Raw genomic sequence first — 25,730 nt, forward strand, 5'->3', positions numbered from 1 at the left:
GGCCACGGTGCCGCGTTTGCGGCTGACCGCGGCCTGGGCCCTGGCGCCTGCGGCGGCGGTGCTGTTCGCATTCTGGCTGTTGCCGCTGGCGCACCTGATCGTGCTGGGTGGGCAGCATCGCGACGGCGGCGAAAGCGGTTATTGGCAGGTGCTAAGCAGTGCGCAGTACCTGGGCAGCCTGGCACAGACTTGCCTTCTGGCTTTGGCGACGACCCTCGCGGCCCTCCTGCTGGGCGGCATCAGTGGTTTTTTTCTCAGCCGCCAACGCTTCTTCGGCCGTTCGCTGCTGGTCGCCCTGTTGACGTTCCCGTTGGCATTCCCCGGCGTGGTCGTCGGCTTCCTGGTGATTCTGCTGGCCGGGCGCCAAGGCTTGTTCGCCAGCCTTGGCCTCGAACTGGCGGGTGAGCGCTGGATCTTCGCCTACTCGCTGATGGGGTTGTGCCTCGGTTATCTGTACTTCTCGATTCCACGGGTGATCCTCACCGTGATGGCCGCTTGTGAAAGCCTGGATCGCAACCTGGAAGAAGCCGCTCACTCCCTGGGCGCCGGCCACTGGCGAGTGATCTGCGATGTCATCGTCCCTGGCCTGGCACCGGCATTGGTTTCGTGCGGGGCGATCTGCTTTGCCACGTCCATGGGGGCGTTCGGTACAGCCTTCACCCTGGGCACCCGCCTGAACGTGACCCCGGTGGCGATCTACAACGTGTTCACCAATTACGCCAATTTCGCCGTGGCCGCTGCGCTGTCGGTGGTGTTGGGGGCGCTGACCTGGGCGGTGCTGCTATTGGCCAGGCGCCTGGCGAAAAATTCGAGGACGGTCTTGTGAAGCGCTCGACACTGTTTATCGGCCAGTTGCTGTTTACCCTGCTGGTCTGCGCTTTCATGTTGGTGCCGGTGCTGATGTCGCTGTTGGCCGGTCTGACACGCAATTACTTCCAAGGCGTCTCCAGTGGCCTGACGTTCGATTGGTTGGCGCAAGTCTGGCAGGCCTATTCGCCGACAGTCTGGCTCTCCCTGCAACTGGCCGTGGCCTGTGCGCTCTGTGTCTGTGTGGTGGGTGTACCGGCGGCATACGCGCTGGTGCGGATGAACAACCGCTTCAGCCGTGCGTTCGAGGAGTTGATGGTGTTGCCTGTGGCGATGCCGGGCCTGGCCAGTGCCTTGGCGTTGCTGCTCACCTACGGGCAGTTTGGCGGGTTTCGCAGCAGTTGGTTGTTCATCCTCGTCGGCCATGTGCTGTTCACCTTGCCGTTCCTGGTGCGTCCGGTAATGGCGGTGATGCAACGCCAGCAACTGCCTGTCCTGGAAGAGGCAGCGGCCAGCCTTGGTGCCGGGCCGATCCGCCGGTTCTTCAATGTGGTCGTGCCCAACTGCCAGGCAGGAATCCTCGCCGGGGTTTTGATGGTCGTCACGTTGTCGCTGGGCGAGTTCAACCTGACCTGGATGCTTCACACCCCCATGACCAAGACATTGCCCGTCGGCCTGGCAGACAGCTATGCCTCGGCCAGGTTGGAAGTCGCCAGCGCCTACACCCTCCTATTCCTGCTGATGATCGTGCCGCTGTTGATTGCGTTGCAGGTCATCGGCGCCCGCCTTTCCCGTGGAGAAAAACCATGACCGGAACCACCATTCGCCTGGCGGGTTGCCGCAAGGCGTTCTCGGACGGCACCGTTGCCGTACAGGACCTGGACCTGACCATCAATGCCGGCGAAACCCTGGCGATCCTCGGCCCGTCCGGTTGCGGTAAAACCACCACCTTGCGCCTGATTGCCGGGCTTGAGCGCCCGGATGTGGGGCAAGTGTTCTTCGGCGACACCGACGTCACCCGCCTGCCCATCGAACGCCGCGACGTGGGCATGGTGTTCCAGAACTATGCGTTGTTTCCCAACCTGGATGTGGCCGGCAACATCGTCTACGGCTTGAAGATTCGCGGTATGGCGCCCGCTGAACGGAACAGGCGTTGCTCGGAGCTGCTGGAACTGGTGGGCCTTCAGGATCATGGCAAACGCAGCATCCATGAATTGTCCGGCGGCCAGCGTCAGCGGGTCGCCCTCGCCCGCGCCCTGGCACCCAAGCCCCGGGTATTGCTGCTCGACGAGCCCTTGGCGGCGCTGGATGCGCAGTTACGCGAGCGCCTGCGCAGCGAACTGGATCAGTTGCTACGCCATTTGGGCATCACCGCCGTGTTCGTCACCCACGACCAGGGCGAAGCCATGGCCCTGGGCAACCGGATTCTGGTCATGGAACGCGGGCGCGTCGCGCAGTTGGCCAGCCCAAGGGACATCTACCAACAACCGGCCAATGCATTCGTCGCCCGTTTTGTCGGCAACCTGAATGCGTTTCCAGTACTTGAGCACACGCACCGGGGCTTGAAAGTCAGTGGTGGCGAGTTGCCGTGGCGTGGTACGGAACTGCCCGCCACCGTCTACTGCCGCCCCGAGCATTTGCGGGTAATGGACGGCGAGGGGCATCTGCACGGGCGTCTGCTGGGCCAGTTTTTCCAGGGTGCCCAGAGCCGTCTGTTGGTGGATGTCGGCGCCACCCAGCCCTTGCTGGTGGACAGCGCCGACGGTGTCATTCATGCCCCCGGCGCCCCGATCGCCTTGGCCGTCGAACCACACGTGCTGTTCACCCTGCCATCGTGATATTCGTGTTTCCAGAGGGTTTATTTTGAAGCGTCCGTTTCTAGTTGCGCAGATCAGCGATCTGCATCTCAAAGCGGGGGGGAAACCCACTTATGGTGTGGTTGATACCCTCGCCGCGTTGCGTCGTGCGATCGATCATTTGAATAACCAGGTACCGCGTCCCGACGTCGTGGTGATCAGTGGCGACCTGGTCGACTTCGGTCGCCCTGATGAATATGCCGTGTTGCACCCCGAACTGGCGCGCCTGCACATGCCCTGCTACCTGGTGCCCGGTAACCACGACAACCGCGAGCATCTGCGGGCGGCATTCGCCGACCATGACTACTTGCCAAGCTTGGCCGGAGAACCCTTGGACTGGGTGGTCGAGGAGCATCCGCTGCGCCTGATTGGCCTGGACAGCACCATTCCCGGAGCCCATGGTGGCCGGTTGCTGGACAGCCAGTTGAGCTGGCTCGATGAACAATTGGCAGCTCGTCCCGATGCGCCAACGTTACTGATTTTGCATCACCCGCCATTTATCAGCGGCATTGGGCACATGGACCGGGAGCCGTTTATCAACGCGCCGGCACTGGAGCAGGTCATTGCCCGTCACCCGCAGGTTGAGCGCTTGCTCTGTGGGCATCTGCATCGGCCGATGCAGCGGCGTTTCGGCGGCAGTCTTAGCTGTGTCTGCCCCGGCGTCTCTCATCAAATCGTGCTGGATCTGCAGCAAGCCGCGCCAGCGCATTTCAATCTGGAGCCACCCGGGTACTTGTTGCATCACTGGCATGCCCAGGGATTGGTGACCCATAACGGCGTGTTGGGTGAGTACCCCGGGCCCTATCCCTTTTATGACGCTCATGGATTGATCGACTGATAACCCAGGGAATTTCATGGTGTTGTTCTGAAGGCGCTCCTCGGAGGTTTTAACCACGGCCCCAGTCTATTGATTGAACACTCTTTAACGTTTTTATTCACGCATCGGCCAATCAACTGATCGGCCGAAGGCCTCCTGCTGCCTTTTCTATATGCCCGGAACAGCGATTCCGTGGTGGAGTTCGTCCTGATGAAAGCCCTATTGCAAACACTGAGTCTTTTAACTGGCGGTGTGAGTCTGGTCCTGAGTCCCTTGGCGTCGGCTGATTTTATCAGCGACAGCAAAGCCAACTTGAACTTACGAAACTTCTACTTCAACAACGATAACCGTGACGGCGCCGCCGCACCTTCGAAGACCGAAGAATGGGGCCAGGCCTTCATGCTCAATTATCAGTCGGGATTTACCAACGGTACGGTTGGGTTCGGCCTGGATGCGATCGGGTTGCTGGGCCTGAAGCTAGACAGCGGCGCCGGCCGTCATGTCGGCGGCTCGATGTTCCCCAACGACGGTGACAAGGCGGCAGACCAATGGGCTCGTCTCGGTGCCACGGCCAAGATGCGCGTCTCCAAGACCGAACTGCGTTACGGCACCTTGCAGCCTAAACTGCCGATTCTGGTCTCTAACGATGGCCGATTGTTGCCTCAAACTTTCGAGGGCGGGCAAGTCACCAGCAATGAAATCGACAACCTGACCGTCACCGCCGGCCAGTTGGAACACGCCACAGGGCGTGGTTCCAGCGACAGCGCCGGCCTGGCCGTCGCCGGCGGCACCCAGGAAAGCAACAAATTCACCTTTGCCGGTGGCGATTACAAACTGACCAAGGATCTGACCGCCCAGTATTACTACGCCAATCTTGAAGACTACTACCAACAGCACTTCGCCGGTTTGCTGCATGTATTGCCGTTGGGTGAATACGGTTCGTTGAAAACCGACCTGCGCTATTTCAAGACCACCTCTGACGGCAAGAACAGCAGCGCTGTCGGTCGCGCCAGTGGCTACAAACTCGGCGGTTATACCAAGGATGGTAACGGCGAGATCGACAACGATACCTGGAGCGCAGCGTTCATTTATTCGTTGGGCGGCCATGCGATTACCGCCGGTTATCAGCGCGTTTCCGAAGACAGCAACTTTACCCAACTGAACCAGGGCGGCCTGGTGGGCAAAGGTGAAGGCGGCGCGAGTCTTTATCTCTACACCGACCGCACGATCCAGACGTTCATCCAGGCGGGTGAGCGCACTGCCTTCGCCCAATATGCCTACGACTTCGCGGCGCTTGGCGTTCCAGGCTTGAAGGCATCGGTGATGTACCTCAAGGGCGACAACATCCAGACCGCCAGCGGCCAGGATGCCAGTGAATGGGAGCGTGATATTTCCTTGGACTATGTAGTCCAGAGCGGCGCGTTGAAGAACGTTGGTTTCGGCTGGCGCAACGGGATGTCGCGAAGCGATATTGCCCGCGACCAGGACCAGAATCGCCTGATCGTGAGCTACAGCATTCCGTTGATGTAACCATGCAGAAGGAAGGAGCCGGAGGTATTCCACTGCGGCTCCTGTCCTGCCGTTTTGCGTTGACGCAACGGCGTAGCTGTTCCTGGGCATGTCGGTTTGCAAGATCAGGCAAGAATCAGCCCGGATCATGCAACCCGCCCCGAATATTCCTTCCTATAGTTAACCAGAGCCAAACCATCTGGAGCTGGTCCCCCTATGAGCGCCCTGAACATAAACGGCCGTGAATACACGGTCGACGTAGACCCTGGCACCCCGATTCTCTGGACCCTGCGAGACACGCTGGGCATGACCGGCACCAAGTTCGGCTGCGGTGCGGCACTGTGTGGCGCCTGCACCGTGCACCTGGACGGCCAGGCCATTCGTTCCTGCGTGACGCCCATCGCCGCCGCCGTAGGCAAGAAGATCACCACCATCGAAGCAGCCACCAACGGCAGTGATCCGGTCGGCAGCGCCGTGCACGAGGCGTGGGTCAAACACGACGTGGCGCAATGCGGCTACTGCCAGAGCGGCCAGATCATGAGCGCAACGGCTTTTCTCAAGGCCCAGCCCAAGGGCAAGCAGCCTACGACGGCCGAAATCGACTCGGCCATGGCCGGCAATATCTGCCGCTGTGGCACCTACGCCCGAATCCGCGCCGCGGTGGCTGATGCCGCCAAAACCCTTGCCTGATCGGAGCTGACCATGTTGAACGAAATCTTCCCAAGCGAGCTCCCCCGCGCCCTGCAACATATGCTCGAACGCGATGAGGCTGACGGCCCCGCGGCCCTGCCCCGGCGCAGCTTTCTCAAGATCGTCGGCATCGGCGGGCTGGCCTTGGGCGCGTTCCCACACCTGGCCTTGGCGCAGGAAACCAATGGCGCCGCCGCAACACCGCTCAAACCGACCCAGCAACCCTCCGCATTCGTGCAGATCGCCCCCAATGGCGAAGTCACGGTGACCATCAACCGCTTGGAGTTCGGCCAAGGCGTACAGACCGGCTTGCCGATGATTCTCGCCGAAGAACTCGACGCCGACTGGAGCCTGGTACGCAGTCGCAACGGCAGCAACGACGCCGCCTACATGGACCCGGCCTTCGGCATCCACCTCACCGGCGGTTCCAACACGATCAAGAACAGCTACACCCAGTATCGCGAACTCGGCGCCCGTGCGCGCGCCATGCTGCTGAGTGCGGCCGCCGCCCGCTGGAACGTGGATGTGGCGAGCCTGCGCACTCAGGCCGGCATGGTACTCGGACCCGAGGGGCGCAAGGCGAGCTACGGCGAACTGGCTGAAGCCGCGATGGCAATGCCGGTGCCCGAGCAGATCACCCTCAAGGACCCCAAGGATTTCCGCATCATCGGCCAGGCCACCACGCGCATCGACGCCAAGGCCAAGAGCAGCGGCCAACAGGATTTCGGCATCGACATGCACCTGCCGGGGCAGCTCACGGCGGTCGTCGCCCGGCCACCGGTGTTCGGCGCGAAGATCGCGTCCCTGGATGACAGCGCCGCGCGGTCCACGAAGGGTGTGAAAGCCGTGTTGCGCGTACCGCTGGATGGCGGCGCCGAAGGTGTCGCGGTGGTCGCCGACGGTTATTGGCAGGCGAAGTTGGCCCGGGATGCGCTGAAGGTGGAGTGGAACGCGTCCGCCGTGGAAAAAGTCGACAGCGAAAAACAACTGGCTCAATACCGCGAGCTGGCCGGCCAGCCCGGCCCATTGCACTTTGATGCCGACATGACGCCGCTGGCCAGCGCGCCGCATCAACTGGACGCCGAGTTTGTGTTCCCCTACCTCGCCCACGCCCCGATGGAACCCCTGAACTGCACGGTGCAACTGGCCCAGGACAGTGCTCAATTGTGGGTCGGCACGCAGTTCCCCGGTGGCGATGGCGCGGCCGCGGCCAAGGTGCTGAACCTCAAGCCCGAGCAGATCCAGGTGAACGTGCAGACCGCTGGCGGTGGCTTTGGTCGGCGCGGCGTGCCCACCAACGATTTCGTGGTAATGGCGTGCGAAGTCGCCAAGGCCGCCCGCACCGCCGGGATCAACGCCCCTATCCGCACCCTTTGGAGCCGGGAAGACGACATCAAGGGCGGCTACTACCGCCCCATGCACCTGCACCGCGCGCGTATCGGTTTTGATGACAGCGGCAAGGTCCTCGCCTGGGACCACGCCCTGGTGGGCCAATCGATCATCACTGGCACCGTGTTTGGCGGACGCGTGAAAAACGGCATCGACCCGACCGCTACCGAGGGCATGCGCAACCCGTATCCGGTGCCCATGCGCCTGACGGTTCATCATCCCAAGCTCAACGTGCCCGTACTGTGGTGGCGCAGCGTGGGCTCCACCCATACGGCTTTCGTGATGGAAACACTGATCGACGAGATCGCCCGCACCACCAAGCAGGACCCGGTAGCGTACAGGATGAAGTTGTTTGGCGACCAGAGCCCACGCCATCGCGAAGCGCTGCAATTGGCGGTGGACAAAAGTGGGTATGGCAAGCGCCAGCTACCGGCGGGCCGTGCCTGGGGTGTGGCGGTCCACGAGTCGTTCAGCTCGGTGGTGGCTTATGTGGTCGAAGCCTCGGTGCAGGATGGGCGTCCGGTGCTGCACAACGTGACTGCTGGCGTGCACTGCAACCTGGTCGTCAACCCACGGAGTGTCGAAGCCCAGGTCCAGGGTGCGGCGCTGATGGGCTTGTCGATGTGCCTGCCCGGTGGCGCCGTCACCCTGAAGGACGGCGTGGTGCAGCAGAGCAATTTTGCTGATTTCAGTGTGCCGCGCATTACCGACATGCCGGAATTCGCCGTCCACATCGTACCCAGCGCCGAGCCGCCCACGGGAATGGGCGAACCCGGCCTGCCAGCGTTGGCTCCGGCTTTCGCCAACGCGGTGGCGAGCCTGACGGGTAAACCGTTGCGTGAGTTGCCGTTCAAGTTGGCGTGACGAGGGCAAGGCTTGTCAGGTGTCTCGGCTTCGATCGTTCCCACGCTCCTGCGTGGGAACGATCAAAATCAGCCAACCTGGTGCGCAAAGTTGATCCGACCCACTGGGTTGGGGGCGCTTCGCACCCCAGCGGGAGCAAGCTCCCTCGCCACAAAAGCGGGGTTTGCCATAGCTGGGCGGTAGCACCTGATGACGCTTGAATACCCCGCATTTCCCCAGCCAACACACAACGTGGCGAGGGAGCTTGCTCCCGCTGGGCTGCGCAGCAGCCCCCCAGTGCAGCCAACGCGGTGTGCCAGATTGATCCAGCCAGGTTAACGAAGATGATCGGCGTCGATGACGGCCTGGGCGAACGCCTGCGGCGCCTCTTGCGGCAGGTTGTGGCCGATGCCGCCATCGATCAGGCGATGCTCATATTTCCCGGTGAAGCGCTTGGCATAGGCTTCGGCGGGCGGATGGGGAGCACCATTGGCATCGCCTTCCAGGGTGATGGTCGGCACGCTGATCGACGGGAACGCCGCCAGTTTCTTTTCCAGTCCGTCGTATTTGGCTTCGCCCGTGACCAGGCCCAGGCGCCAGCGATAATTGAAGATTGAAACCGCGACATGATCCGGGTTCCGCAAAGCGGCGGCGCTTCGGTCAAACGTCGCATCATTGAAGTCCCACTTCGGCGACGCCAGCTTCCAGATCAGCTTGGCGAAGTCATGGGTGTTTTTCTCGTAACCGAGCCGGCCACGCTCGGTCGCAAAGTAGAACTGGTACCACCACTGCAACTCGGCGGCTGGCGGCAGCGGTGCCTTGCCGGCCTCCTGGCTGCCGATCAGGTAGCCACTCACCGCCACCAGCGCCTTCACCCGCTCCGGCCAAAGGGCCGCGACGATGTCGGCGGTGCGTGCCCCCCAGTCATAACCGCCGAGCACGGCCCGCTTGATGTTCAGCGCGTCCATGAAATCGATGAGATCGCTTGCCAGCGCCGAAGGCTGGCCGTTGCGCAGGGTCTTGGCAGACAGGAAGCGCGTATCGCCGTAACCGCGGGCATACGGGATCAGTACGCGATAGCCCTTCTCTGCCAGCGCCGGCGCCACATCGGCGTAGCTGTGGATGTCGTAAGGCCAACCGTGCAACAGGATCACCACCGGGCCATCGGCAGGACCGACCTCGGCATAGGAAACGTCCAGCAGGCCGGCCTTGACGTGCTTGAGCGGGCCGAACGACGTGTGGCTACCAGGGGTGATCGCGCCGACGGTGCTCGCCGGCACATCGGCTGCGCTTGCCTGGGACGAGGTCAATGCCAAGGCGCCCAGTTGCAGCATTGCGCACGCCAGGAGGGTTGGCGCGAGCAAACGAGGATGCCGGGGGGCGGATGTAAGGTTTATGTCCATGTGAAGCTCCTTGCGAACGACGTGGGGTGGGCCAGTGAGACGGCTTGCGTTGTCTCGATGGGTCCCATTTGACGTTGGCCAGGTATCGCGGATGTGTCGGCGATGGGTTTGAATGCAAGCGTCCGTATCGATCGTGAGCCTGGATACACAGAGATACATTCGTATCAGGAGGACCGGGTTTGTGTAGGAGCTGCCGCAGGCTGCGATCTTTTGATCTTTTGATCTTTTGATCTTTTGATCTTCGCTTGAGATTCAAGTGCCTGGGGAAAGATCGCAGCCTCGTTGCACTCGACAGCTCCTACAAAGCTCCTACACAGCGCCTGCTGTCAGGTTCCAATCGAGCGGACAGCCAGTCGCCTAAAGTGGCTTCCCATGAAACGCCTGCCCCAATACCGCCAACCGCTCCGCCAACGGTGGCAGACACTGGCTGCTACGAGTCAGGATGCCGATGTTGTCGGCGTTGCGCTCAGCCACGGCCTGCACGTTTTGCAGACGCTGGCTGATGCCTATCGACGCCTGGGATTGCTCTTGGGTAGTGCTGGCGATCAGATCGTTGAAATGGTTGATCACGGCGATGTCTTCGACGACCGCATGCAACAGTTGCGAAGCCAGTTGGCTGGCGGACACGCAGCGTTCCACCCCGTCGCGGCTGTCTTGCATCGCGACGGCGGCCTGGCGGCTGCCTTGTTGCAGCTTGGCAATGATCTGCTGGATCTCGGTGGTGGACGTCGAGGTCCTTTGTGACAAGGTGCGGACCTCATCGGCCACCACCGCGAACCCACGGCCCTGCTCGCCGGCGCGGGCGGCCTCGATGGCGGCGTTGAGGGCCAGCAGGTTGGTCTGCTCGGCAATGCCGTTGATCACATCCAGCACCTGGCCGATCTGCTGGGCCTGTTCGGCCAGGACCTGCACGGTGTCGTTGGTGAGGTTGATGCGCCCTGCCAGCTCGACAATCTCTTCCCGGGTCTGGTCAACCGTGCTGCGTCCGCGGCTGACCTGCTCGTTGGCTTGGCCGGCGCGCTGCAAGGTCTGGCCGACATGGCCGGCGATGTTCTCCATGGCTTGGACCAGATGCCCGATCGCACCGCTCATCTGTGCCACTTCGTCGAGTTGGTGGCGGGCGCCGGTTTCCAGGGTCTGGCCAACCTGGGACAGGTCCTGGCCCAGGTCCGAGAGGTTGCGAGTGTCGCGCACCACACCGTCCACCAGTTGGGTCACCTGCTGGAGAAAATGATCGAAACGCTCGCTCGAAGAAACCTTGATGCCTGCGCTGCGCTGATTGTCGGTGTCGTTGCTCAACTGCGTGGCCGCCGCCAGTACCTTGTCGAGCACCGCCTGGTTTTCCGTGGCGTCGGCCAGGCTCTGGTTCGCCAGGTAGATAAGAATCACGCTTTCCACCACCACGTAGAACGCATGGAGGAAGATCATCGACCAGCCGCCGTGGGTGTCCATGACGAATACCGGATAACCCTGGTGTTGAAGCCAGTGGAAACCCAGGTGGTGAACCGCGATGGTGGCGGCGGCAACGACAATCGGCAGCCAATCACGGTAGAACGTCAGCACCGCCAGCAGCACGAAGATCCCGAAGTGGAATTCGATCACGCCATGGGTCTGATTGATGTGCAGTGCCGCCATGACCATCAGCGCCACCGCGATGACGCAGCGCATCGCCCGGGTGCCGGCCAGGACGCGATAAAGCGCGGTACTCACCACGCAGGTTGTCGCCCCCGCCAGCAGCGCCTGGGTGAACGTCGAGTGCAGGAATGCCAGGCCCAGGGCGTACAGCAACGTGAGCCAAAGCAGCCCCAGCATGATGCGGTCGGCTTTACGGTGGTGATCGTTAAAGCGCACGGGCGATGTCATGGGGTCGTCCTTTTCAAAAGACTTGGAGGTCCGTTACCAAATGCCGTAAACGGCTTAGCGGCGTTTCGTGAGGGAACTTTAACTGATTATCATCAATTGGTGGCACTGCGCCACCAAGCTTTTCTCAGCGGCCTTTGCTTTATGATGTCCGCCATCTCATGACTGACTGATGGAACCCCCATGACTTTCGATTTCGACACCGTATTGGAGCGCCACGGCACCGGCAGTACCAAATGGAGCCGCTACCCGGCCGACGTGTTGCCGATGTGGGTGGCCGACATGGACTTCGCCGCCCCGCCGATGGTCATCGACGCGCTGCACAAGCGCCTCGAACATACGATGCTGGGCTACAGCGTCGCCCAGGACAATCTACGTGCAGCCATCGTGGCTGACCTGTGGAGCAAATACGCCTGGCGCGTCGAGCCCCAGCAGATTGTGTTCCTGCCCGGCGTGGAGCCGGGTTTCAACATGGCGCTGCATGCCCTGGTGGAACCCCAGCAGAACGTTGTGGTGCAGGTGCCCAACTACCCGCCACTGCGCCATGCCCCCGGCCATTGGCAATTGAACAAAGTGGAATTGCCATTCACCCCGGTCAACGGTGAGTTCCACACCCCGTTGGCCGCATTACGCGAAGCGTTGCAGGGCGGCGGTGCCTTGTTATTGAGCAACCCCCACAACCCACTGGGCAAGGTGTTTGCCCGCGAAGAACTCAAGGCCGTGGCGGATATCTGCCTGGAGCAGGATGCGTGGATCATCTCTGACGAGATTCATGCCGAACTGTGCTTCGACGGTCGCGTGCACATACCGACCGCGTCCCTGAGCGCGGAGATTGCCGAGCGCACCATCACCCTGATGTCCGCCAGCAAGGCCTACAACATCGCCGGGCTGAAAACCTCGTTCGCGATTATCCAGAACGCCAAGCTGCGCGAACGGGTCAACAGCGCCCGGGCCGGCATGGTCGATAGCGTCAATGCCCTGGGCCTGGAAGCGACCCGTGCGGCCTACAGCGAAGCGGGTCCATGGCTAGAGGCCTTGAAAACTTATCTGCAAGCCAACCGCGATTACCTGGTCGAAGCGGTGAACACTCGTCTGCCGGGCATCACCATGACCGTGCCCCAGGGCACTTACCTGGCCTGGCTGGATTGCTCCGGGTTGGGGCTGGACGACCCGCAAGGGTTCTTCTTGAAAGAAGCCAAGGTCGGGCTGAGTGCCGGGTTGGATTTTGGTGACGACGCCGGGCAGTTCGTGCGCCTGAACTTCGGCTGCCCGCGGGCGCTGCTGGAGGAAGGCATAGCGCGGATGGAGCGTAGCCTGCAAGCCAGGGGTTGATCCAACAGGCAACAACAATCCATTGTGGCGAGGGAGCTTGCTCCCGCTGGGGCGCGAAGCGGCCCCCAACTAACCAGCCAACTCGGTGTTGGTGAAATCTGAGGGGGCTGCTGCGCAGCCCAGCGGGAGCAAGCTCCCTCGCCACAAAAGCGTTCTTGCGACAATTGTTCCGGGCTCTATTCGTGCATATCCGGCGCATAAACAAAGCACAGCTTGTTCCCCTCCGGATCGCGGCAATACGCTCCAAAATAACCTTCGCAGTACTGCGGCCTCGGGCCGGGTGGACCTTCGTCGGTACCGCCCATGGCCATCGCCTGTTCCCAGGCGGCGCGGACGGTTTGCGGGGAATCAGCGGCGAAACTCACTTGCATGCCATTGCCCCAGGTCGCGGGCAGGCCGTTGAACGGCAGTTGGACAAACACCTGCGGCCAGTGCTTGCCGGGTAGACGCCAGCCTTCCCCCGGTGGGCCCGAATCATTTTCACTCTCGATGCGCTCCAGCCCCAGGCAGCCGAGAACTGCGTCATAAAAAGCGACCATTTTCGGCAGGTCGCGCGCGCCGATCTGGATGTGGCTGAACATTGCCCTGCTCCTTATCGAAACCCGTTCTGGCATTGGAGAATAGACGCGTGCCCAATGTTCGTCACAGCCCACCGTTCGCCGACGAAACGACCGCGTCACGCTCATCGACTGACAGGACAATCCGACCGAACTCCGCCCGAAATCCCACAGTCCACCCTCCATCGCACCCCACCTGGAGAACGACAATGGCCGACTACCCTTTCCCGCCTTTCCCGAAACAAAGCCAGCCGGTGCCCGGCACCCAACGCAAGATGGACCCTTACCCGGACTGCGGCGAACAGAGCTACACCGGCTCCGGACGCCTGGCGAACAAGATCGCCCTGATCACCGGCGCCGACAGCGGCATCGGACGTGCCGTTGCCATTGCCTTCGCCCGCGAAGGGGCGGACGTGGCAATTGCCTACCTGGACGAACATGAAGACGCCAAGGAAACCGCGCGCTGGGTCGAACAGGCCGGGCGCCAGTGCCTGTTGCTGCCCGGTGACCTGGCGGACAAAGGCCTGTGCCGCAAGATCGTCGATGAAACCGTCGCCCGCTTCGGACATATCGATGTCCTGGTCAACAACGCCGCGTTCCAGATGACCCACGAAAACCTCGAGGACATTCCCGACGAGGAATGGGTCCGCACCTTCGATATCAATATCACCGCGATGTTCAGGATCTGCCAGGCAGCCGTGCCGCACATGAAGCCCGGCGGCTCGATCATCAACACCAGCTCGGTCAACTCCGACATGCCCAAGCCGACGCTGCTGGCCTATGCCACCACCAAGGGTGCTATCGCCAACTTCACCGGCGGCCTGGCGCAGATGCTCGGGCCCAAGGGCATCCGGGTGAACAGCGTGGCACCGGGACCGATCTGGACGCCGTTGATCGTCGCGACCATGCCCGAGGAAGAGGTGCAGAACTTCGGCTCCCAGACACCCCTTGGTCGCCCCGGCCAACCGGTTGAAGTGGCGCCGATCTATGTGCTGCTGGCCTCGGACGAAGCCAGCTACATCACCGGGGCCCGTTATGGGATTACCGGGGGCAAACCGATGCTCTGAACAAGGTGGTTGAGACTGTTTTTGTGGCGAGGGAGCTTGCTCCCGCTGGGCTGCGCAGCAGCCCCCTCAATCCTCACCAACACTGAGTTGCCTGGTCGTTGGGGTCGCTTCGCGACCCAGCGGGAGCAAGCTCCCTCGCCACAAAGGCGTAAGAATTACTCCTTGGCAATCACCGAAATCTTCCCATTACGCTCGATGATCGCAAACTTGATCTGCTCCAGGGTCTCGATGCCCTGGCTCGAGCGCGCCGCTTCCATGATGTCCGCCTCGATCAAGCGGGCATGGCGCATTCGGCCGCGGAGGATTTTCCCGTCCTCGACGATGATGGTCGGGCCACCGTCGATCAGCCGCGAAACCCATTGCGAACGCAGCTTGAGCAATGAAAAGCCGACATCGATGGCAATCAGCGTCACGATCACCATCAACGCGTTGGTCATCGAGAAATCATCGCCCAACAGCGCCTGCTGAGTGGCCTCGCCGATGATCATCAACAACACAAAGTCGAAGGTGGTGATCTCAGCCAGTGAGCGCCGCCCGGCGATCTTGAACAACAGCATCAATGCCGCGTACATCGCGGCGGCTCGCAGTACCGAATCCATAGGTCACCTAAGGAAAAATGAACTGATTGAAACTGACCGTGGCGCCGCCAGGGGTTGCGATGCGGCTGTGATAGGTCCCGAAGCCTTCGCCGAGCAATGACAGGTAGAGACTGGCCTGCCCTCGCTCATCGGCCTGGACCCAGAGCGTCATGCCCTGCCCCGCGCCAGCCGAGCGCATCGGTGGCGGTTGCAACGCTTGCACCTCGAAACCTTCCAGCCAATCGCCGCCCAACTCCACTTCCAGGACGGCGTTGGGTTGGCCCTTGAGTCGGATGGTCATGGCGTTGGCGGAGCCGTTGCGGTGGAAAGCCTGGTATTCAACGCCAACGCTACCGTCGCTGCTGTACAACTCCCGGTCGCTCAAAGGTCCCCGGGAAAACAGGCCCAGCAAGGTCAGGATCACCAGCAGCACCAACACGTACCAGCCGACTCGCTCGAAACGCCACACCTTGTGCTGGAAGACCATGTCTTCGCGCACTGGGAACTGGCGGCTACGGTGGTCGTCCTGTTCGTCTTGATCGGTCATGGTCGGCCCTATCGGCGCTCGCCCGCCACGGCGCGCTGGTGAAAGGTGGGCAACTGCTGCAACACGTATTCGGCGGCCCACAATTGCACCTGGCCGCGACTGCCGAAGAACCGTTCGCGGCGACTGAACAAGGCGCGCTGGCCGTTCACCTCGAATGCCCAGGCAAAACAGACGGTGCCGGCGGGTATGCCGTCCTTGTCGTCGGGCCCGAGCAAGCCAGTGGTCGCCACCGCCGCGTTGGCATTGGCATCGCGCAAGGCACCGAGGGCCATCTCCTCGGCAACTTCGCGGCTGGTGAGGTTGAACGTCTCGATGCTGCGTGGGCTGACACCGAGCAAGCGCTGCTTGGCCTCAGGGGAATACACCACATAGCCGCTTTCGATCAGCGAGCCGCTACCGGGCACCTCGGCCAGCAACGTGACAATCTGCCCGGCGGTGCAGGATTCGGCCGTGGTCAGGCGCAGGTCATGATCGCGCAAATAATCAACCAGGGTTTGGGCAACAGTCATGGCATATGGTCCTTCGGGGGTGCTGATGGGTTGACCCCTGCCGTTGTGATTCATTCCCTTTATCGCACCGGCAGCCCGATGCTGGAAATAAATGAAACCCCTGTCTGTAGCCGTACCTCAAACCTACATGGGCCTCATGCAGAGGCCGTCCTGATCAGGAGGTCGTCATGTCTGCACCTTTCGTCAAACTGTTCACGCATCCTGAGTTCGCCTGGGCCGACATCCGCGAACAGGAACAGGCGCATCCACGCCACTACCTGGCTCACTTGCTGCTGCTCGCGCTGATTCCCGCCGTGTGTCTGTTCATCGGCACCACCTGGACCGGTTGGAGTCTGGCCGAAAACGAAACGGTACGGCTCAGCAGCGCCAGCGCGTTTCAGTTGTGCGCCCTGCTGTACCTGACCGTCGTGGTCGGCGTCACGCTGATGGGGCTGTTCATTCGTTGGATGTCCCGCACCTTCGAGGCGCGTCCAACGGTCAACCAGTGCATCGGCTTCGCCGCCTACACCGCGACACCGTACTTTCTGGCCGGGATTTTCGGGCTTTATCCGAGCCGCTGGCTGGCCGTGGCGGTGTTGTTGCTGGCGTCGGCCTACTCGACCTTCCTGCTGTTCGTCGGATTGCCCAAGTTCATGAGCCTCAAGAAGGAACAGGGCTTGCTGTACTCGGCAAGTGTCTGGGGCGTTGGTTTGTTGGTCCTGGTGACGATCCTGGTGGAAATGATCCTGCTATGGTTCAACTACCTGCAGCCGGAATACCTGCGCGTTCCGGTGGGCTGAGCCTGCTTTCAGAGCGCACAATGCCAATGACGGCGGCTTTGCAGCGCGCGGTTTTCGCAATCTTCGCGCAACCGGACTATCCTGCGAGTTTTTGCCCCCTGAATTCGATGTGGCGGGACTGGATTGCCCCGCCCTTTAAGGCCAAGAATTTATGCCATCATCCAGCAAGCGCTCTCCCAACGTGCCACAGCGACGAGAGCTTAGCCCCAGTGACCTGAACTTCCCGGTGGTGGGAATCGGCGCTTCGGCGGGTGGTTTGCAGGCCATCAAGCAGTTTTTCGAGCACATGCCCAAGGACAACGGCATGGCGTTCGTCATCGTCCTGCACCTGGCGCCCGATCATCAGAGCCTGGCCGGCAAGATCATCCAGGAAACCACCAAGATGCCGGTGCTGCAGGTTACCGAAACGGTGCCGATCAGCAAGAATTGCGTCTACGTGATCTCCCCTGCCCAAAGCCTGCACATGAACGACGGCTACTTGCACGTCACCCCGGCTGAACCGCGCCAGGGCGGGCACGTGGCCATCGATTTGTTTTTCCGCGACTTGGCGGATGTGCACAAGGAAAGGGCCTTTTGCCTCGTGATGTCGGGTACTGGCTCCGACGGCGCCGTGGGCCTGTCGAGGATCAAGGAACAGGGTGGCGTGACGATCGCCCAATCCCCCACAGATGCCGAGTTCGATGGCATGCCCCAAGCAGCCATCGATACCCAGATGGTCGATCTGGTGCTACCCGTCGTAGACATGCCGCAAAAACTCCTGGAGTTGTGGGGAAACGCTCAGGCAATCCGCCTGCCACCGCCAATGACCCGGAAATTCACACCCAGCCGCCGACCTCCGAGCGCGAGGCCGTCGCGGCCGAGCAGTCACTGCACGACATCCTGGTGCAACTGCGCGCCGGTACCGGCCATGATTTCAAGCATTACAAACGCGCCACGGTGCTGCGCCGTATCGAACGGCGGATGCAGGTCACCGCCCAGGCGGATTTACCCTCCTACTACAGCTACCTGCAGAACCATCCGGATGAAACCAAGTCCTTGCTCGGCGACCTGCTGATCGGCGTGACCAACTTCTTTCGTGACCGTGAAGCATTCGAAGCCCTGGAGCGGGACGTGCTGCCCAGCCTGCTCCAACCCGTCGAGCCCGGCAGCGTCGCTCCCGAGGAGATACGCGTGTGGTCGGCGGGCTGCTCCACCGGCGAAGAGGCCTATACCCTGGCGATGCTGGTCAGCGATCAACTGGTGCATGACGCCAGCCCCGCCAAGCTGCAAGTGTTTGCCACCGATATCGACGAAAGAGCCATTACTGTTGGCCGTAGCGGCGCCTATCCGGAAGCGATCATTACCGACGTACCACCGACCCGGCTGCGTCAATACTTCCTTAAGGATGGCCACAATTACCGCGTGCGCAAGGAGATCCGTGAGCGGGTGCTGTTCGCCAAGCACAACCTGCTGTCGGATCCGCCGTTCTCGCAGATCGACCTGATCGTCTGCCGCAACCTGTTGATCTACCTCGACCGCGAAGTCCAGCGCGAAATCCTGCAAATGTTCCACTTCGCCCTGCGACCGGGGGGCTATCTGTTCCTCGGCTCGTCGGAATCGGCCGACGCCTGCCATGAACTGTTTACGCCAGTGGACAAGCGCAACCGGATCTTCCGCAGCAAGTACGGCACTGCCAGCAGCCGCCGCACGCCGACCATGCCTCGCGGCGGTTATGTGCGCACGACGGCCTCCCCGACGGCGCCCCTGGCCCCCCCGATACGCAAGGTGTCGTTTGCCGACATCCACCTGCGCGCCATCGAACGCTCTGCGCCGCCGAGCATGATCGTCGACGCCAATGCCGATATCCTGCACATGTCCGAAAGCGCCGGTCGCTTCCTGCGCCATGTCGGCGGTGAGATGTCGCGCAACCTGCTGACTCTGATCAATCCGCAGTTGCGCCTGGAAATCCGCACCACCCTGTTCCAGGTCAACCAAAGTGGGCAGGCGGTCAAGTCGCGCCAAGTCAACCTTGAACGGGATGGGCGACGGTTCCTGGTGGATCTGCTGGCCCAGCCTTATCGCGACGACCAGTCCGACGGTGACTTCGTATTGGTCGTGTTCGAAGAAGTTGAAGTTGACGCGGCCGAACAGCTCGAGGCCAACGTCAACCAGACCGACAACCAGGTCCTTTCCAACCTTGAGCGGGAACTGCAGCGCACCAAATTGCACTTGCAAGACACCATCGAGCAGGCCGAAGTCTCCAGCGAGGAGCTCAAGGCCTCCAATGAGGAAATGCAGGCGATCAACGAAGAGTTACGCTCAGCCACCGAAGAGTTGGAGACCAGCAAGGAAGAGCTTCAGTCGATCAACGAAGAACTGCTGACGGTCAACTACGAGCTCAAGACCAAGGTCGAAGAGACCGACAAAATCAACGACTACCTTAGCAACCTGATCGCCTCCACCGACATCGCCACGGTGTTTGTCGACCGTAGCGTGCGCATCAAGTGGTTCACGCCGAGGGCGACGGAAATCTTCAGCATGCTGCCGGTGGACACCGGACGTTCGCTGCTGGATATCACCCATCGCCTGGACTATGCGGACATGGCGACGGACGCCACGCAAGTGTTCGAATCCTTGAACATGATCGAACGAGAAGTCAGCAGCAACGACGGCCGCTGGTACATCGCCCGGCTGCTGCCGTACCGCTCCAGCGAGGACCACATCGACGGCACGGTGTTGACCTTCATCGACATCAGCAAGCGCCGGATGGCCGAGGAAGAGTTGCGCCTGGGAGAAGAACGCATGCGACTGGTCGCCGAAAGCACCCGGGACTACGCGATCATCCTGCTGGATGAGCATGGCGTGATCACCCGCTGGAACACCGGGGCCGAGTTGATCTTCGGCTATTCCAAGGCGGAAGCCGAAGGCGCCTATTACGACTTCATCTTCCCACCCCAGGACCGTGCCGACGGCGTGCCGGAAAACGAACTGAGGATGGCCCGGGCCAATGGACGCAGCGAGGACGAGCGCTGGCACCTGCGCAAGGACGGCAGTCGTTTCTTCTGCAGCGGCGAGGTCACGTTGCTGCAGGGCGACCATCTGCAGGGGTACGTGAAAATCGCCCGCGACCTGACCGGCCACAAGCGCCTGCACGAAGAACAGACCCAACGACTGATGGAGACCCAGAACACCAGTCACCTGAAGGACGAGTTCTTCGCGGTCATGTCCCACGAACTCAAGCACCCACTGAACCTGATCCAGCTCAACGCCGAATTGCTACGGCGCTTGCCCGTGACCAAGACCGTCAGTGCGGCCGCCAAGGCTGTCAATACCATCTGTGACGCCGTGACCAGCCAGGCGCGGATCATCGATGATCTGCTGGACGTGGCCCGGGTGCGCACCGGCAAGCTCAAGCTCAAGCGCCAGGCCGTGGACCTGGGCCGAGTGCTCCAGGACATCTACACGGTGGTGATCAATGACAATCACCCGAACAAGGTAACCCTGGAACTGCCCGAAGGGCCCGGCGAGTTGATCGTCAACGCCGACCCGACCCGGTTGGAGCAGGTCATCTGGAACCTGGTGAACAATGCCCTGAAATTCACCCCCAACGGCGGGCGCGTGCAATTGATCGCCAGCCAGGACGGCAACATGGCGCGGCTGGACGTCAAGGACTCCGGCGTGGGCATCGAAGCCGAGCATTTGAACGAAGTGTTCGACCTGTTCGGCCAGGCCGAGACCCAGCATGCGACCCATCAACGCGAAGGGCTGGGCATAGGCCTGTCCCTGGTGCGGCAGTTGACCGAGGCCCATGGCGGCAGCGTGGAGGTCAAGTCCGACGGGTTGGGCAAGGGCTGCACCTTCACCATTCGCCTGCCCTTGAGCAAGGCCGAGGAACCACAGGCCAAGCAAGTGCCCAGCGGTGGGCAATCCGGCCGTCTCAGCGGCCTGACCGTGCTGCTGGTGGATGACTCCCCCGAAGTGCTGGATACCCTCAAGCTGCTGCTGGAGATGGAAGACGCCCAGGTGCTGGCCTTCGAGCTGCCGCAAGAGGCCTTGCAAAGTGCCCGGGACGCCCGTTTCGATGTGGTGATTTCCGACCTGGGCATGCCGGTGATGAACGGGCATGAGCTGATGCAGGCGTTGCGCAAGTTGCCCCATGTCAAACATATTCCGGCCATTGCGTTGACGGGGTACGGGGCGTCGGTGGATATGCAGAAGTCCCGGCAGTCGGGGTTTGATCAGCACATTGGCAAGCCGGTTTCCTATGATGAGCTGATCGATACGATTGAGCAGTTGTTGCGTTCGCAGGTGTATTGACACGCACCGAAAGCGCCAAAAGTAACCAAAAACGCTTTGCCCCAGGTCAAAGCCAAAGCGAAACGGCCTGATAGCCGACCTGGCTCTCGGTGAGGCCGCGTTTCCCCTGTCGGAGCGGGCTTGCTCGCGAAGGCGATGGCACAGTCGATGAAGATGTTGGATGTGCCGGCCTCATCGCGAGCAAGCTCGCTCCCACAGGTTTTGCGGTATGCATGAGTTTTGTGTGCCTGCTGAAGATCCAGTGTGGGAGCGGCGTGCTCGCGATAGCGATGGCTCAGCCCCCATAGATGCTGGCATGTCTCAGGCATCCGGGGTGATCACCGGCAATACCGTCTCCACCGCCAAGCGAGCCAATTCAGCATCCTGCTCAGCCTTGACCCCAGATACCCCGATAGCCCCAATGCACTGGCCGCCATGACGAATGGTCACCCCGCCTTCAAGCATGCCCTGCAAGTGCGGGGCGCTGAGAAACGCGAAGCGGCCGCCATTGATCATGTCTTCGAAAACCTTGCTGTCGCGCCGCCCCATGGCGGCAGTGCGGGCTTTCTCGGTGGCGATATAAGCCGATAACGGCGAGGCATCGTCCAGGCGCAACAGCCCGAGGGGATGGCCACCGTCGTCCACCACACAGACCGACACCGCCCATTGACGCTGGTGAGCCAGCTTCTTGGCTGCCGCCAGTAATTGTGCGACGTCCTGCTCAGTGAGTACCGCTTTGGTTTTCATGAATCACTCCGTGTTGTGCAACAGCAAGCCCGCGAGACATACCCCGCGGGCCGAAGATTATTCGCCGTAGATATCGAAATCAAAATACTTCTGGCGAATCCTGTCGTAAGTGCCGTTGGCGCGAATGGTCGCCAGCGCCTGATTGAAGCGGCTCGCCAGCGCATCGCGCTTGCGTACCGCAATGCCGATGCCCGTGCCGAAGTATTGCTCCTCGGTGAAGTTAGGCCCGACAAATTCGAATTCCGTTCCCTCGGGACGCTTGAGCAAGCTCTCGTCGATCACCACCGAACTGGCCATGGTCGCGTCCAGGCGCCCGCCCAGCAGGTCGAGGAAGATTTCGTTCTGCGAACCATAGCGCACGACCTCGGCGCCCGCCGGGGCAAAGCGATCGGTGACATAACGATCGAAGTTGGTCGCCCGTTGCACGCCGATCCGCTTGCCTTTGAGTTGTGCCGGAATATCGCTGATGCCGCTGCCCTTGCGAAACACCAGGCGCGCCGGGATCCGGTAGTAGCGATCGGTGAAGTCCACCGACTTCAAGCGCTCGGGCGTGATGGACATGGAGGAAATCACCGCGTCGACTTTCTTCACCTTGAGTGCTGGAATCAAGCCGTCGAATTCCTGCTCCTGCCAGACGCAACGAACCTTCATCTCGGCGCACAACGCCTGGCCGATGTCGTAGTCGAAGCCAACGATGGCGTTGTCCGGGGTTTTCGAGGCAAAGGGCGGGTAAGCCGCTTCGATGCCGATGCGCAGCGATGACTCAGCGGCTTGCAGGCTCGTGCCGAACGCCAGCAACGAGACCAGACCCAGTTTCAGGGCAATGCGTTTTACGTTCATTCATTTGCTCCAGGTGCGATGTTATTGATTTCGGACGCTCCACAGAAGGCGTCCGTTATGGCAGCAGCAATGTGAACAAGCCCGGACGGTGACTCTGGCGGTCGCCTGCCCGGTGACAGCACAACGGTGATCCGACCGGCGGCCTCAGACCGCTGCGGTGACGATCAGCTCCAGCAAGATGTCCGGGTCGTCGAAGGCCACTTGCGCCGTGGCCCGTGCCGGCGTCTGCGCGGCATCGACCCACTCGCTCCACAGGGCGTTCATGGCGGCGAAATCCCGGCCCATGTCCTTCATCCAGATCTGCACGCTGAGCAGCCTGTGCTTATCGCTGCCAGACGCGGCCAGCAGTTCATCGATCCGTTGCAGCACCTGGCGGGTCTGGCCCTGGATGTCCTGGCGGCAATCAGCGGCGACGACACCACTGAGCCAGGCCACGCCGTTGTGCACGACGCTGCGGCTCAGGCGTGGGTTGCTTTCGATGCGTTGAATACTCATGAGGGTTCCTCGACAGAGAGACGCTCGCTGGCCAATTGGGCGAGCGTGATGGGTTTGAGGGGCGAACGGATACGGTAGTAGCCCACCTCGGCGGGTGATACGCGGCGGCGCTCGGCAATGATTTCAGTGACGCTCAGGCCGCATTGGCGACCCTGGCACGGGCCCATCCCGCAACGACCGAAGGCCTTGGTCTGGTTAGGGCCCAAGCAACCCAGGTCGACGTAACTACGGATGTCGCCAGCACTGACTTCTTCGCAGCGACACACCGTGACGTCGTCGGCAGGGATGCGATTCGGTGTCAGGGGGCGATATAGAGCGTCGAGCAGTGGCCGTGCGGCGCGAGCGCGGCGCAAGGCTTGTTGCAGGGGACGCGCTTTCGCCTGTTGACCGGCGATGGCCAACGCGGCCAGGCGTCCCTCCAATTGCGCGACCCGGGCTCCGCCGATGGCGCCGCTGTCGCCGGCGATGAAAATGCCCGGCGTGCTGCTTTCTCCCCATTGATTGCGGCGCGCAACCCAGCACAGTTGCTGTTCGCTCCAGTCGTGGGCCAGGCGCAACGACCAACTGACCTGGGTGTTCGGCACCACGCCTTGATGGAGCAGAATCAAATCGGCGCGAATACGCTGCGAGCGACCTTGACTGTCGAAGCTCAAGGCGCAGGCCCGATCCGAGCCTTCCACCCGCAGGTTGCACGCGCCGTGAAAATGCTGGACACCCGCGCGCTTGAGTTCTGTCAGCAGCCCCAGCCCTTTGAGCAGGTCGCGCCAGCCACGCAGCGCACCGGGAATTTCTCGCCAGGCCCGCAGCAGGTCGCTGCGGTGGCTGGTATCCACCAGCGCTTCAAGGGCGATCCCGGCGCGCAGGTATTGCACCGCCAGCAGGTAGAGCAATGGACCACAACCGGCCAGCACCACTGGCGTGGCCGGCACCATGGCAGCGCTCTTGAGCAGGATCTGCCCGGCGCCAGCGGTCATGACACCCGGCAAGGTCCAGCCGGGAATCGGCATCGGCCGTTCGAAGGCCCCCGTGGCGATCAACAAGTGTCGCCCTTGCAAGACTTCGGCACGGCCCTCGATCAGGTAATGCACCTCACATTGCGACGTTACCTGCCAGATGGCCGCGTTGGGCAAATAGCGGGCACCGCATTGCAGAAAGTCGGCGGCCAATTTTGCCCCGGCCACGTAGTCGACACCCAGCACGGCTCGGCTGCGTGGGTCCGCCTGGAGCACCTGGCGATAAATCTGCCCGCCCGGGCTGGCCTGCTCATCCAGCACTACCACCGACAGGCCATGGGTCCTGGCTTCGAGGGCAGCGCTCATACCCGCCGGCCCCGCGCCGATGATAATCAGGTCGATGGCTGCGTTACTCATCGCCGCCCTCCTCGCACAATGCCAGGCAAGCGACCCCGCGTTGGCGACGCACGCGCATGCCGGCACGCACCGGCACCAGGCACGCCTGGGCATTGGCTTGGCCGTCCACTTCCACCAGGCACTCGAAGCACACCCCCATCATGCAATAAGGCGCCCCGGGACGACCGTTGATGGCGCTCTCGCGGGTGTGGCGGATGCCGCAGCCCAGCAACGCCGCCGCCAGGGATACCTCGGCGGGCACCGTCAACGGCGTGCCGTCGAACTCGATTTGCACGGTGTGATCTCCCGGGGGCAGCGCTCGGAACAGACTGTCAGCCGACATGGCGCACCTCTGCTTGCAGGTTGAAACGTTCCAGCCCGAATGGCTTCACCGCCGGATCATCGAATTCACCGGCGATCCATGGCGCTAGACGCAAGGCGTGGGCAGCGGCCAGGGTCACGCCACTGTGGCAACTGACAACCGCCAGCCCCGGACAGCCTTGGGGCGTTTCGTAGATCGGAAAACCGTCGGCACTCATCACCCGCAGCGCGCCCCAGGCCCGCACCAGCCGTACCTGGCCCAAGCGCGGAAAGCACTGCACCGCGCGCCGGGCAATGGCGGCCATGACCTGGCTGCCGGTGCCGTCATCGAAGCCCGCCGACTCGTGGGAATCCCCCAGTTGCAACGTGCCCTCGTCGGTCTGGCGCACGTAGGTGGTGGGGTATTGCAGAAAGGGTTCGAGCCGTTCGGTGACCAGGATCTGCCCACGGTTCGGCTGCACCGGCACATCCAACCCCACCCTGGCCCCCAGCGCCCGATTGCCGAGGCCGGCGGCCAGCACGACCTGGCGGGCAGACCAGCGCTGCGCGCCTGCCCGCAGTTCGAAGCCCGTGGCACCCGCCTCGATCGCGTCGACGTGATGGCCGTTGATGAGCCTGACCCCGCGCGACTGGCAGGCGGCGTAGAGCGAGCGCAGCAACTTGAGCGGGTTGACGTGGCCGTCCATCGGCGAAAAACAGCCGCCCACCACATCCGGCCCAATGCCCGGCAAGCGGGCGCGCAGTTGCGCGTTGTCCAACAGTTCAAAGGGGTAGTCGCCAGCAAAGGCTTCGCGCAGCCAACTTAGTCGATGGCTTTCCTCGGCCATTTCCGCGTCGCTCAGGCACAGCTGGAAACCACCCTGCTGGCGCAGATGCAGGTCGATACCGGTATCGCCTTGCAGCGCTGCGGCGAACCGAGGCCAAAGCGCCACCGACTCCCGCGTCCATTGCGCATAGGGGCTCATCCGGTAGCCCTTGCCTTGGACCCAGAGCAGGCCAAAGTTGCCGCGGGCAGCACGAATGGCGTCGTCACCTTCGTCAAGCACACTCACCTGGCGCCCGAGCAAGGCCAGGCCATAGGCGATGGACATCCCCACCAGGCCACCCCCTACGACAATGACATCAGTTTTTTGCATGGCTTGGTTATCGCTGTTTTGGGC

General features: G+C 62.1%; 22 protein-coding genes and 1 pseudogene. 11 read left to right on the forward strand and 12 right to left on the reverse strand.

Annotated elements, in window-relative coordinates; genetic code table 11:
* The first annotated feature begins 7 nt into the window (after positions 1–7).
* The 7 genes from AD659_RS23180 to AD659_RS23210 all read left to right on the forward strand — a co-directional run bounded on the left by AD659_RS23180 (position 8) and on the right by AD659_RS23210 (position 7,932).
* Positions 8–826, forward strand: a complete 819-nt coding sequence (locus AD659_RS23180) for an ABC transporter permease (protein WP_053125557.1) — start codon at positions 8–10, stop codon at positions 824–826.
* Entirely contained in the window at positions 823–1,617 is a 795-nt protein-coding gene (locus AD659_RS23185) for an ABC transporter permease (protein WP_053125442.1), read from the forward strand. Before AD659_RS23180 ends, AD659_RS23185 begins: the two co-directional genes overlap by 4 nt.
* On the forward strand, positions 1,614–2,645 hold the full coding sequence (locus AD659_RS23190; RefSeq protein ID WP_053125443.1) for an ABC transporter ATP-binding protein: 1,032 nt from the start codon (positions 1,614–1,616) through the stop codon (positions 2,643–2,645). Before AD659_RS23185 ends, AD659_RS23190 begins: the two co-directional genes overlap by 4 nt.
* A gap of 25 nt (positions 2,646–2,670) precedes the next feature.
* Positions 2,671–3,501: a phosphodiesterase gene (locus tag AD659_RS23195; protein WP_053125444.1), complete on the forward strand. Its 831-nt coding sequence runs from the start codon at positions 2,671–2,673 to the stop codon at positions 3,499–3,501.
* A 189-nt stretch (positions 3,502–3,690) separates the two neighbouring features.
* On the forward strand, positions 3,691–5,010 hold the full coding sequence (locus AD659_RS23200) for an OprD family porin (protein WP_053125445.1): 1,320 nt from the start codon (positions 3,691–3,693) through the stop codon (positions 5,008–5,010).
* Between the two features lie 195 nt (positions 5,011–5,205).
* Positions 5,206–5,679 (forward strand): (2Fe-2S)-binding protein, encoded by a 474-nt coding sequence (locus AD659_RS23205; RefSeq protein ID WP_053125448.1) that lies wholly within the window; start codon positions 5,206–5,208, stop codon positions 5,677–5,679.
* A gap of 12 nt (positions 5,680–5,691) precedes the next feature.
* Positions 5,692–7,932 (forward strand): xanthine dehydrogenase family protein molybdopterin-binding subunit, encoded by a 2,241-nt coding sequence (locus tag AD659_RS23210; RefSeq protein WP_053125450.1) that lies wholly within the window; start codon positions 5,692–5,694, stop codon positions 7,930–7,932.
* Positions 7,933–8,246: 314 nt separating this feature from the next.
* Here AD659_RS23210 and AD659_RS23215 read toward each other — a convergent pair whose 3' ends face one another.
* Both AD659_RS23215 and AD659_RS23220 read right to left on the reverse strand, forming a co-directional pair.
* On the reverse strand, positions 8,247–9,314 hold the full coding sequence (locus AD659_RS23215; protein WP_053125452.1) for an alpha/beta fold hydrolase: 1,068 nt from the start codon (positions 9,312–9,314) through the stop codon (positions 8,247–8,249).
* A 357-nt stretch (positions 9,315–9,671) separates the two neighbouring features.
* Entirely contained in the window at positions 9,672–11,177 is a 1,506-nt protein-coding gene (locus AD659_RS23220) for a methyl-accepting chemotaxis protein (RefSeq protein ID WP_053125455.1), read from the reverse strand.
* A gap of 180 nt (positions 11,178–11,357) precedes the next feature.
* On the opposite strand from AD659_RS23220, the gene AD659_RS23225 reads away from it, so the two are divergent.
* Positions 11,358–12,506 (forward strand): MalY/PatB family protein, encoded by a 1,149-nt coding sequence (locus AD659_RS23225; protein ID WP_053125458.1) that lies wholly within the window; start codon positions 11,358–11,360, stop codon positions 12,504–12,506.
* A 176-nt stretch (positions 12,507–12,682) separates the two neighbouring features.
* Here AD659_RS23225 and AD659_RS23230 read toward each other — a convergent pair whose 3' ends face one another.
* Positions 12,683–13,087, reverse strand: coding sequence for a VOC family protein (locus AD659_RS23230; RefSeq protein WP_053125459.1), 405 nt, complete (start codon positions 13,085–13,087; stop codon positions 12,683–12,685).
* Between the two features lie 185 nt (positions 13,088–13,272).
* Between AD659_RS23230 and AD659_RS23235 the strand changes: the two genes are divergently transcribed.
* Complete coding sequence (locus AD659_RS23235) at positions 13,273–14,130, forward strand: SDR family oxidoreductase (protein ID WP_053125462.1); 858 nt, start codon at positions 13,273–13,275, stop codon at positions 14,128–14,130.
* Between the two features lie 155 nt (positions 14,131–14,285).
* Here the strand turns inward: AD659_RS23235 and AD659_RS23240 are convergent, their stop codons facing one another.
* Genes AD659_RS23240 through AD659_RS23250 form a run of 3 tightly spaced genes read right to left on the reverse strand, consistent with a single transcriptional unit; the run spans position 14,286 to position 15,764 of the window.
* A complete protein-coding gene (locus AD659_RS23240) occupies positions 14,286–14,729 on the reverse strand; it encodes a DUF421 domain-containing protein (RefSeq protein ID WP_053125463.1) in 444 nt (147 codons plus the stop codon).
* 7 nt (positions 14,730–14,736) lie between these two features.
* Complete coding sequence (locus AD659_RS23245; RefSeq protein WP_053125464.1) at positions 14,737–15,255, reverse strand: hypothetical protein; 519 nt, start codon at positions 15,253–15,255, stop codon at positions 14,737–14,739.
* 8 nt (positions 15,256–15,263) lie between these two features.
* The gene (locus AD659_RS23250; RefSeq protein ID WP_053125465.1) at positions 15,264–15,764 is read right to left on the reverse strand and encodes a CinA family protein; all 501 of its coding nucleotides are present in this window, start codon (positions 15,762–15,764) and stop codon (positions 15,264–15,266) included.
* A gap of 167 nt (positions 15,765–15,931) precedes the next feature.
* On the opposite strand from AD659_RS23250, the gene AD659_RS23255 reads away from it, so the two are divergent.
* Positions 15,932–16,543 (forward strand): Yip1 family protein, encoded by a 612-nt coding sequence (locus AD659_RS23255; RefSeq protein ID WP_053125466.1) that lies wholly within the window; start codon positions 15,932–15,934, stop codon positions 16,541–16,543.
* Positions 16,544–16,694: 151 nt separating this feature from the next.
* A pseudogene (locus AD659_RS23260) lies at positions 16,695–20,839 on the forward strand (CheR family methyltransferase).
* Between the two features lie 300 nt (positions 20,840–21,139).
* Here the strand turns inward: AD659_RS23260 and AD659_RS23265 are convergent.
* From AD659_RS23265 to AD659_RS23290, 6 genes are all read right to left on the reverse strand, one after another.
* Complete coding sequence (locus tag AD659_RS23265; protein WP_053125467.1) at positions 21,140–21,565, reverse strand: GlcG/HbpS family heme-binding protein; 426 nt, start codon at positions 21,563–21,565, stop codon at positions 21,140–21,142.
* A 57-nt stretch (positions 21,566–21,622) separates the two neighbouring features.
* Positions 21,623–22,405, reverse strand: a complete 783-nt coding sequence (locus AD659_RS23270) for an ABC transporter substrate-binding protein (protein WP_053125468.1) — start codon at positions 22,403–22,405, stop codon at positions 21,623–21,625.
* 144 nt (positions 22,406–22,549) lie between these two features.
* The gene (locus AD659_RS23275) at positions 22,550–22,900 is read right to left on the reverse strand and encodes a RidA family protein (RefSeq protein ID WP_053125469.1); all 351 of its coding nucleotides are present in this window, start codon (positions 22,898–22,900) and stop codon (positions 22,550–22,552) included.
* Positions 22,897–24,270 carry an FAD/NAD(P)-dependent oxidoreductase gene (locus tag AD659_RS23280; protein WP_053125470.1) on the reverse strand — a complete coding sequence of 458 codons (1,374 nt, stop codon included), beginning with the start codon at positions 24,268–24,270 and terminating at the stop codon, positions 22,897–22,899. The genes AD659_RS23275 and AD659_RS23280 overlap by 4 nt, the downstream gene beginning before the upstream one ends.
* The gene (locus tag AD659_RS23285) at positions 24,263–24,592 is read right to left on the reverse strand and encodes a (2Fe-2S)-binding protein (protein WP_053125471.1); all 330 of its coding nucleotides are present in this window, start codon (positions 24,590–24,592) and stop codon (positions 24,263–24,265) included. Before AD659_RS23285 ends, AD659_RS23280 begins: the two co-directional genes overlap by 8 nt.
* A complete protein-coding gene (locus AD659_RS23290; protein ID WP_082343602.1) occupies positions 24,582–25,706 on the reverse strand; it encodes an NAD(P)/FAD-dependent oxidoreductase in 1,125 nt (374 codons plus the stop codon). Before AD659_RS23290 ends, AD659_RS23285 begins: the two co-directional genes overlap by 11 nt.
* Between the last annotated feature and the right edge of the window lie 24 nt (positions 25,707–25,730).

This window comes from Pseudomonas thivervalensis, assembly GCF_001269655.1.
GTDB lineage: Bacteria > Pseudomonadota > Gammaproteobacteria > Pseudomonadales > Pseudomonadaceae > Aquipseudomonas > Aquipseudomonas thivervalensis.